Source organism: Alienimonas chondri (assembly GCF_013036045.1).
Classification (GTDB): domain Bacteria; phylum Planctomycetota; class Planctomycetia; order Planctomycetales; family Planctomycetaceae; genus Alienimonas; species Alienimonas chondri.
Genome location: NZ_WTPX01000035.1, coordinates 26,584 through 36,132, shown reverse-complemented (window position 1 = coordinate 36,132; position 9,549 = coordinate 26,584). Strand labels below are relative to the sequence as shown.

At 69.0% G+C, this 9,549-nt stretch carries 6 protein-coding genes; 4 read left to right on the top strand and 2 right to left on the bottom strand.

Features of this window, described 5'->3' with window-relative positions; all coding sequences use genetic code 11:
* Positions 1-174 precede the first annotated feature (174 nt).
* Both LzC2_RS07460 and LzC2_RS07455 read right to left on the bottom strand, forming a co-directional pair.
* Complete coding sequence (locus LzC2_RS07460) at positions 175-3,606, bottom strand: DUF1553 domain-containing protein (RefSeq protein WP_171185399.1); 3,432 nt, start codon at positions 3,604-3,606, stop codon at positions 175-177.
* A gap of 107 nt (positions 3,607-3,713) precedes the next feature.
* Positions 3,714-3,995: a hypothetical protein gene (locus tag LzC2_RS07455; RefSeq protein WP_171185397.1), complete on the bottom strand. Its 282-nt coding sequence runs from the start codon at positions 3,993-3,995 to the stop codon at positions 3,714-3,716.
* A gap of 383 nt (positions 3,996-4,378) precedes the next feature.
* Here LzC2_RS07455 and LzC2_RS07450 point away from each other — a divergent pair, with 383 nt between their 5' ends.
* The 4 genes from LzC2_RS07450 to LzC2_RS07435 all read left to right on the top strand — a co-directional run bounded on the left by LzC2_RS07450 (position 4,379) and on the right by LzC2_RS07435 (position 9,539).
* Positions 4,379-5,014, top strand: coding sequence for an RNA polymerase sigma factor (locus LzC2_RS07450; protein WP_171185395.1), 636 nt, complete (start codon positions 4,379-4,381; stop codon positions 5,012-5,014).
* A 58-nt stretch (positions 5,015-5,072) separates the two neighbouring features.
* Positions 5,073-5,288, top strand: a complete 216-nt coding sequence (locus tag LzC2_RS07445) for a hypothetical protein (RefSeq protein WP_171185393.1) — start codon at positions 5,073-5,075, stop codon at positions 5,286-5,288.
* 103 nt (positions 5,289-5,391) lie between these two features.
* Positions 5,392-6,966 carry a hypothetical protein gene (locus LzC2_RS07440; RefSeq protein WP_171185392.1) on the top strand — a complete coding sequence of 525 codons (1,575 nt, stop codon included), beginning with the start codon at positions 5,392-5,394 and terminating at the stop codon, positions 6,964-6,966.
* A gap of 107 nt (positions 6,967-7,073) precedes the next feature.
* Positions 7,074-9,539 carry a DUF6288 domain-containing protein gene (locus tag LzC2_RS07435; RefSeq protein ID WP_171185390.1) on the top strand — a complete coding sequence of 822 codons (2,466 nt, stop codon included), beginning with the start codon at positions 7,074-7,076 and terminating at the stop codon, positions 9,537-9,539.
* Positions 9,540-9,549 lie beyond the last annotated feature (10 nt).

Below are 9,549 nucleotides of genomic sequence, written 5' to 3'. Positions count from 1 at the left end.
GTGAGGGGGCTGGAACCGGCCGATCGCCAGACACGCCCCCGATGCTCCGCACCCGTCCTGAGCGGGCCGCACCATGATCGCGAGCCTGCGAAGGCTCGCCCACCCTCACCCCCGGCCCCTCTCCCTGAGGGAGAGGGGAGGAGAGGGGGCGGGCGCCGGTGAGTTCATCGTTCGTCACGGTCGCCTCACGCTTTCATCAAGGTTCATCAGGGCGTTGACGGTCGCCGTCAGGGCGGCGTGTCGGGCGGGATCGAGGTCGGCGGAGCGGGGGGCGGAACCGACGTTCAACAGTTCCTCCGCCGCCTTCGGATCAGCCTCGAACCGGGCGAACTGATCGGCGTACAGGCGTTGCAGGACGGCCGTTTCCGCCTCGGTCGGCGGGCGACTGGTGAGGGTGCGGAAGGCCTCCGCGGTCGCGGCGTCGTGGTTCTCGCCGTGGGTTTGCAGCAGGCGGCCGGCGAAGGCCCGGGAGGCTTCGACGAACTGCGTGCCGTTCAGCAGCACCAACGCCTGAAGCGGCGACTGCACCACGTCCCGCTTCAACCGGCAGACCTCCCGGCGGCCGCTGTTCATCGCCAGCATTACCGGCGCCGGGGCCGTGCGTTTCCAGAACGTATAGAGGCTGCGGCGATAGAGGCCGGCGCCCTTGTCCGGCGTCAGCGGCGTGTAGGCCAGCGCCACGTCGTACGGCTTGGCCGGCGGGCCGCCGAAGCGTTCCTCCAACAGCCCGCTGACGGCGAGCGCATTGTCGCGGATCATCTCCGCGGAGAGCCGGGCGCCGCCGCCGCGGGTCAGCCAGCGGTTCTCGGGATCACGGTCGCGGGCCTGCGGGGTGACGACGCTGTCTTGGGCGTAGGTTGCCGAGAGAGCCATCTGCCGCAGCAACCGTCGCACGTCCCAGCCGTGGTTCACGAAGTCCCGGGCGAGCCAATCGAGCAGTTCCGGGTGCGACGGCGGCGCCCCCTGATTGCCGAAGTCCTCCGGCGTGCTCACCAACCCCTCGCCAAACAGCAGTTGCCAGTAGCGGTTCACCGCGACGCGGGCCGTCAGCGGGTGGCTCGGTTCCGTCAGCCAGTTCGCCAGGCCGAGCCGGTTGCGGGGGGCGCCCTCCGGGAAGGGCGCCAGGAACGAGGGGGTCTCCGCGTCGACCGGTTCGCCCGGCTGGTCGTAGGCGCCGCGGTTGAGCAGGTAGGTCTGCCGGGGCGTCTCCATCTCCCGCATCACGGTGATCGCCGGCGTGGCGTCGACCGCTTTGCCGAGCCGCTCCCGGGCCGCGGTCAGCGCCGCCCGGGCTTCGCGGGTCGGCTCGTGAACCGTCGCGAGAAAGTACGCCCGCAGTGCGTTCCGCTCCGCCTCGTTCAGCGTCTCGGCCGGCTTGGCGAGCAGGGCGTCGGTCGATCCCGGTTCGTACAGCCCGCGGACTTCGATCGGCGTCAGCGAGCGATCGAACAGGCGGAACTCGTCCACGATCCCGTCCTTGAAGCCGCGGTCGCGATACCGCGAACCGATGGCGAGATCCGGGTAGCCGCCGCCCCACTTGGCGATGGTGCGGGTGAGGGAGTCCGCCGTGACGCGGATCGCGGCGGGTTCGCCGTCGATGAACATTCGCAGCCCCGCGGCCCGGCTGGAGCCGTCGTAGGTGACCGCGACGTGCGTCCAACGGTCGGCGACCAGCGGTTCGGTCGTCTCCACGCCGAGCGCGTCGCCGGGCCAGAAGTGGGCGATGCGGGCGGCGAGTTTGTCGCCCCGCTTCGTCAGTTCGTAGCCGACCGATCCGGCGTCGTCCCAGCCGCGAGAGCGGCGGACGATCACGCCGCGCTCGGTCAGCTCCGGCGGTTTGATCCATAGGGCGAAGGAGAACGGCTGATGCCGTTCGAAATGCCCGGCGCCCGGCAGCACGACGGCGTCGTCGCCATTGAGTCGCACCGCGTTGCCGACGCGGCCGTCGACTAGTTCGTTCGCCGTCGGGCTAATCGCATCGGCGCCCGCCGTGTTGGGAAAGGCGTGCCCCGTCGTCGGCGTCAGATTGCCGGCGGTCTCGTGCTTCGCCCCCTCCGGCGGCGGTGCGGTCGCCTCGAACGACAGACTGGCGACGAGGCCCGGCGTTTTGTCCCCCCCTCTCCCTTGAGGGAGAGGGGCCGGGGGTGAGGGTGACGAGCCCTCACCCGCATTCGCTTGCTGAGAGGACTCCGGAGAGTTGTCGGGCGCGGAACGTTCAGCGGTCGGTTCCTCTCCCCTCACCCCCGGCCCCTCTCCCCTAAAAGAGGGGAGAGGGGAGACAGGTTCTTCACCCCGCTTCGCCATCCACGCGGCGAAGTCATCGTTCGCCTCCGTCCGCACTCGTTCCAAGCGGGCTTCGAGGTCCTCCACGGCCGAGCGGGCGGCGTGGATCTCCGCGGCTTGCGCGTCGTTGGGCCAGTTCATCGCCGGGGTGGGGACGGCGCTGGTGAAGAAGGAAATCAGTCCGCGTTCCTCCACGTTCGCGAAGAACGCGGACATCGCGTAATAGTCCCGCTGCGTGATCGGATCGTATTTGTGATCGTGGCAGCGGGCGCACTCCATCGTCAGCCCGAGGAACGCCGCGGCGGCGGTGTGCGTGCGGTCGGCGACGTTCTCCACGCGGAACTCCTCCGGCGGAGAGCCGCCCTCCTTCTTGTAGGAGTGCAGCCGGTTGAACGCGGTCGCGAGGCGCTGCTCCGGCGTCGCGTTCGGCAACAGATCGCCGGCGAGCTGCTCCGTGAGGAACGCGTCGTACGGTTTGTTGTCGCGGAAGCTGTTCAACACCCAATCGCGATACGGCCAGACGAACCGCGCATCGTCCCGCTGATAGCCGTTGCTGTCCGAATAGCGGGCCACGTCCAGCCATTCCGCCGTCAGCCGTTCGGCGTGGGCCTCGCTGGCCAGCAGCCGATCCACCGCCTCGGCCCGGGCGGTCTTCGGGTCGGTTGTGAAGGCTTCAGCGAACGCGTCGAGCTCCGCCAGCGCCGGCGGCAGGCCGGTCAGATCGAACGTCACGCGACGCAGCCACGCCTCCGGCGGCGCGGGCGGCGCCGGGTTCAGTCCCCGCTCCGCATGGGTCGCGGCGACGAACCGGTCCAGCGGCGAGACGGCCCATCCCCCGCCGGCCTCGGGCACCGCCACGGCGTCCGGCAGCGGTTGGAACGACCAGTGAGCCTCGAAGGGGGCGCCGGCTTCGATCCAGCGGTCCAGGATGTCCCGTTCGGCGTCGGTCAGCGTGCGGTTCGAGTCCGCCGGCGGCATCTTCGACCAGTCGTCCGCATGGATGCGGGCGTGCAGCTCGCTGCCCTTCAGATCGCCGGGCGCGACGCCGACGTATCCGCCCAGGTCGGCGGTCGCGTTCTCCCGCGTATCGAGCCGGAAGGGGGAATCCTGATTCGAGGCGTCCGGCCCGTGACAGTGAAAGCAGCGGTCCGACAGGATCGGCCGCACGTCGCGGTTGAAGGAGACGGCCTCCGCCGGCGCGGTTTCGTTCGGCGCCGGGTCAGCCGGTTCCTCGCCGAGCGAGAACGACGGCCCGCCGCACAGACCGAGGAGCAGCGCCAATCCGACGGAGGCGGCTGCGACAGGCGAAGGCGTCCTCGACATACAACGACCGAAACGAGACGACGGCGGGGGGCGAATGGGGCGACCCATCGGCCGCGTGCCATCTTACCGCCCCGCCGCCGCCGGATCGGCCGTCGTCGGATCGGTCCTCAGTGACAAACCTTCACCCGCACGCGGTAGGGCACGCGGACCTTGGCGAGGTAAGGCACCTTCGCGAGGTACGGCTCGTCGTAGCGGTCGTACTTCACCACGTGCTTGTGCCGGGTGACGATCTTGATGCGGTACTTCGTGACCCACTCGTAGCGGCAGGGTTCGTAGTCGCTGTATCCCGAGTCGTAGCAGGACCCGCCGGAGCAACCGCCGGCGGAGGCGACTTGCGGAACGGCCAACACAGCGGCGAGGGCGGCGGCGGAGAGCAGGCGGGCGATCATGGGGACGTGTTCGTTGGGGGGAGCCGAGAGCGGCGAGGGTTGAAAAGCGGGGAGCGTTCGGCCCCCTCGCGGAGCGATACGACGCCCCCGCCGAACTGCTTCTCACGTTTCGAGAGGTATTTTCAGAAAGACGCGCAGCCGCTCGTTTCGTACTCCCCTCGCCCCCTTTTGGGGGAGAGGGGCTGGGGGTGAGGGGGCTGGAACCGAACGGCCGCCGTTCACGGTCCTGCCGCTCTTCTGTGCATCGCTCTACGAACGCCTGCGGGTGAGAAATCGCTCACCCTCACCCCCGGCCCCTCTCCCTGAGGGAGAGGGGAGAACGAGACGGGGACGATCGATGTCCCTAGACTCGCGCCCGGTTCGATTCTCCCCTCCGCCCTGTCATGGACGCCGACCGCCTGTTGATCGACCGCGTGCGTTCCGGGGACTCCGGGGCGTGGGAGGAGTTCATCGCTCGCTATGAAGGGCGCTTGTTGGCCTTTGCGGACAGCCGCTTGCGGAACCGGGCGCGGGCGGAGGACGTCGTGCAGGAGGCATTCTTGGGGTTCCTCGTCAGCCTGCCGAACTACGACGAGACGCAATCGCTGGAGGCGTGGCTGTTCGCCATCACGGCTCACAAATTAACGGACGCCCTTCGCAAAGAAGGCCGTCGCCCGACGGTGCCGCTGTTCCCCTCCTCGCGGGGCGACAGCTCCTCCGGCCGCGAGCCGGCCGGCCGGGCGCGGGTCGCCAGCAGCATCGCCCGCAGCCGCGAGGGCCGCGACGCCCAGGCGGCCCTGCTGCAAACCGCCCTCCGCGACCTCATCGCCGGTTGGAAGCAGGGCGGCGAGTGGGAACGTTTAATGTGCTGCGAACTCTTATTCGTCGCCGGCATGCGAAACAAAGAGGTCGCCGAACGCCTGTCGATCACGGAGCAGGCGGTCGCGAATCATAAATACTTCGCCGTCAGCAAACTGAAGGCCGCCGCGGAGGCGTCGAAGTTGAGAGACGCGGACCTGAAAGCGTTCGGCGTCGAGTGAGCATCGATGACGCGATTCGGAGAAGACAAACCTTTCAGCATGAACACCTCCTGACCGCGTGAATATCTCTTTATCAGACGCCCAGGCGTTGGTCCTGTTTGAGTGGCTGACCGAGCAGGAAGAGAAGGGCAACTTCTCTTTCGATCATGAAGCCGAGCGGGCCGTCGTTTGGGAGATTCAGGCACAGTTTAAAAACACGCTTCCCGAACTTTTCCGATCGGATTACAAAGCACTTCTAGAGGAGGCGAGAGCGAAAGTTGTGCAATCGCAGTGAGTTCGAGAGCCGGGGTCCTTGGAAGAATGCGTCGATCCGAGAGCTGTTTCTTTCACCCCCGTGCAACCGCGGACTCGTTACAATCCGCGGCCCCCTCCTCTTCATGCCCGCCTCTCCCATGGCCGACCACGGTTCGCTTCGCTCGTCGCTGGAACAGGGTCTCTCCCCGGTGCGGTCCCGGCAGCGGCTGGCCCGCGCCGGTCGTTGGGCCGCGTGGGGCTTGCTGCCCAGCGCCGCGGTCGCCGCGGCGCTCGGGGCGGCGAACCTGCTGGGGGTCGCGACGATCGCCCCCTGGATCGCGATCGCCGTACTCGCCGCGGGGCCGATCCTCGGCGCCCTCGCCGGCCTGCTCAAAACGAACGGCCTGAACCACGCCGCCGAAGCGGTCGACGCGCATTACGGCCTGAAGGATCGGGCGACCACGGCCCTGTCGCTGCCGGCCGGCGATTCGCCGTGGACGGCGCTGCAGCGGGCCGACGCGGAGGCTCATCTCGCCTCCGTCGAACCGAAGCAGGTCGTGCCGTTCCGTCCGACCCGCCGGTTGGCGCTCGGCTCGGCGCTGGCCGCGGCCGTGCTGGGTCTCGCCCTGTTCCCGGCCCCGCGGCAGGCCGCCGCGGAGATCAGCGGTCCCGACCAGGATCTGCTGAGCATCGCCGCGGAGGTCGAGGCGGAGATCGACAAGCTCGAAGAGGAGAACGCCGAGGCCCCCTCGCCGGAGATCGAGGAGCTGATCGCGGAACTCCGCGAGCACGCCGAACGCCTGAAGGAACCGGAGACCGACGCCCGCGAGGCGCTCGCCGAACTGTCCCGGATGGAAGAAGCGATCCGCCAGCGGGCCGACTACGACGCCGCCGCGGTCACGGCGAACATGCAATCGCTCGCCGCCGCGATGGAAGCCTCCGAGGCGTTGGCGCCGGTGTCCGAAGCGTTGAAGGCGGACGACCTGAAGAAGGCCGCCGAGGAGCTGGAGCAGGTCGCCCCCGAGAACGCCCCCCGCCGCGAGCGGAAAGCCGCCGCCGAGCGGATGAAGAAGGCCGCCAAGAAGATGTCCGACGGCGGGATGGGTCAGATGTCGCAGGCCACCGGCCAGATGGCCGACGGCATGAGCGAGGGCGATTCCTCCAAGACCTCCGCGGGGGCGAAGAAGCTCAGTTCGCTGCTCAAGCAAAGCGCCTTTCAGAAGGCCCTGACCCAGTCGCTGCGGAAGAAGCTGGACCGGCTCAGCGAGTGCAAATCGAAGTGTTCCTCCTGCCTGTCGAAGTCCGCCTGTTCCGCCTGCGGCTCGAAGCTGTGCGAAGGCGGGAAGTGCAACGGCAGCAAGAACAGCACGGCGCTCGGTCAGGGCAAGCGGTCGAACAGCCCGAAGAACACCTGGGGCATGAAGACCGCGGGCAACATCGACGACCCGGCGACCGGCCTGGGCGGGAACCGCAACCGCGACGACATCACCGGCGTCGCCGGCGACGGTCCCAGCGAGTACGAAACCACCAACAGCCCCGAGGGCGAAGAGTCCGCCCGCCGCGGCTACTCGGAGCGGTACTCCGAGTACCAGAAGCGGTCCGAAGAGGTGTTGGAATCGGAGGACATCCCCCTCGGTCACCGCCGCCTGATCCGCGACTACTTCGAAGCGATCCGCCCCAACGCCGCCGACCAAGCGGAGATCGACGCGGCGAAGTAGGCGCCGCCGTCTGAGCCTCCCAGTCGAACCGTCTGAGTCGCACCCGAACGCCCCGCGAGCGATGCTCGCGGGGCGTTTTCGTTTTCGCCCCTCCCTCCTCCGCCGCCATGCCGCGTTCGCTCCGCCTCGCCGTCGCCCTGTGGGCGATCGCTCCGCTGACGTCACAAGCGATTGCCGCCCCGCCGGCGGGGGAGATCGCCCCCCCGGACTTCACCGCCGGCGATCCGATCCCCGACGGCTGGACGCAGGACTGGAACCTCGGCCCGACGGGCTTGCGCGGTTGGATGTTCAGCCGGAAGCTGGAAACGACCGACGCCCGGCAGATCCGCGTGACGCAGGTGGACGCCGGCTCGCCCGCCGACGGCGTGATCAAAGTCGACGACGTGCTGCTCGGCGTCGGACAGGGCGGCGTCGGGGCAAAACCCTTCGACGGCGACCCGCGCGTGCTGTTCGGCGAGGCGATCACCGCCGCGGAGACCGATGCGAACGGCGGTCGGCTCGTCCTGTTGCGGTGGCGGGACGGCGACACAAAGACAGTGGAACTCCGCCTGCCCGTCATGGGGAGCTACAGCCCGACCGCCCCCTTCGACTGCCCCAAATCCGCGAAGATCGTGGACCGCGGCCGCGCAACGCTCCTCGAAACGATGCGTCGCGACCCCGCCGGCGGACACATCATCGCCCGCTCCCTCAACGCCCTCGCCCTGCTGGCGATCGGCGACGAACGGGATCTCCCGCTGCTGAAGGAACAGGCGACGATCCTCGCCGAGTACGCCCAACCCTCCGGCGTGCGGACCTGGCAATACGCCTATGTGAATCTGTTTCTGGCCGAGTACCTGCTCGCCACGGGCGATTCGGAAACCGTCGCCGCGGATCTCAAACGCATGACCCGGATGATCGTCGACGGCCAGAGCGTCGTCGGTTCCTGGGGCCACGACTTCGTCCGCGACGATCCCCGTTCCCCGACAGGCGCGAAGCGACTGGGCGGCTACGGCATGATGAACGCCCCGGGCATCCCGCTGACGCTCTCCCTCGTGCTCGCCCGCGAAGCCCTCGCCCAAGAACCCGACGCGGAGGTCGCTGGATTGGACGAGGCGATCGCCAAAAGCGAACGCTTCCTGCGGTTCTACGTCGGCAAGGGCGCCATCCCCTACGGCGACCATCGGCCGTGGATTCAGACGCATGAGGACAACGGCAAGAACGGTATGGCCGCGGTTCTGTTCGACCGCCTCGGCGACGAAGCCGCCGCCGATTACTTCGCCCGCATGGCCGTCGCCTCCCACGGACCCGAGCGCGACGTCGGTCACACCGGCCCGTACTTCAACACGCTCTGGGCGTTGCCCTCCGTCGCCCGGCTCGGCCCGCAGGCGACCGGCGCGTGGCTGGAGGAATCCGCCTGGCGGTACGACCTCGCCCGCCGCTGGGACGGGTCGTTCCTCTATCAAGGCGCCCCCGGCGCCCGGCCGCAGACCTATCGCAACTGGGACTGCACCGGCCTGTACCTGCTCGGCTATTTGCAGGGGACGGACCGCACCGTCTTCACCGGACGCGGCGACCGCGCCGCCGACCCGATCGACCGGGCGACCGCCGAGGCGCTGGTGGACGCCGGCCGCGGCTGGTCAAACGCCGACCGCGACAGCTTCTACGACGGTCTGAGCACGGAGGAACTGCTGAACCGGCTGGCCAGTTGGTCGCCGACGGTCCGCGAGCGGGCCGCGATCGCGCTGGGCCGCAGTCAGGCGGACGTCTCCGACGAATTGGTCGCGCTGCTCGATGCGCCCGATCTGCACGCCCGGTACGGCGCCGCGCAGGCGTTGAAGCTGCAACGCGGCCGCGGGGCCAAGGCGGTGCCGCGGCTGATTGAGGCGCTTCAGGCGGACGACCTGTGGCTGCGAATCCTCGCCGCCGAGGCGCTCGCCGGGATCGGCGATCCGGCCCGCTCCGCGGTCCCGGCGCTGCTCGCCCGGTTCGCCGTTCACGATCCCGAGGGCGACCCGCGGGCGATGGAGCAGCGGTATCTCGCCGGCGCCCTGTTCGCCAGCCGCGGGGGGCTGCTCAGTCGCTCGTTGGAGGGCGTGGACCGTGATGCCTTGCGGGAGGCGGTGCGACTCAGCCTGCAGAACGAAGACGGCCGGGCGCGCGGCAACCTCTCGTCGATCTACAGAAACCTGAGCTTCGAAGAACTCCGCCCGCTGCTGCCGGCGATCCGCGAGGCGATCGCCACGCCGGCGCCCAGCGGGATCATGTTCGCCGACGGCATCCAAACCGCCGGGCTGGAACTGTTCGCGGAGCATCGCATCGAGGAAGGCATCGACTTGCTCGCCGAATACGTCCGCGGCCAGAAGCAGCACGGCAGCCAGAAGCGGATCGTGACGATCCTGAACCTCCTCACCCGCTACGGCGCCCACGCCCAGCGAGTCATCCCGGAACTCGAAGCGGCGGCGGTCTACTTCGAGACCGAGGAAGAAAACTTCCCCCGCAAGCTGAGCCTGGAGAAGGCGAAGCTCGTCCGCGAAGCGATCGCGGAGATCGAGGCTTCCACCGCCCGGCCGGAGCTGATCGAACTGGACGGCTGACGCGAAGCCC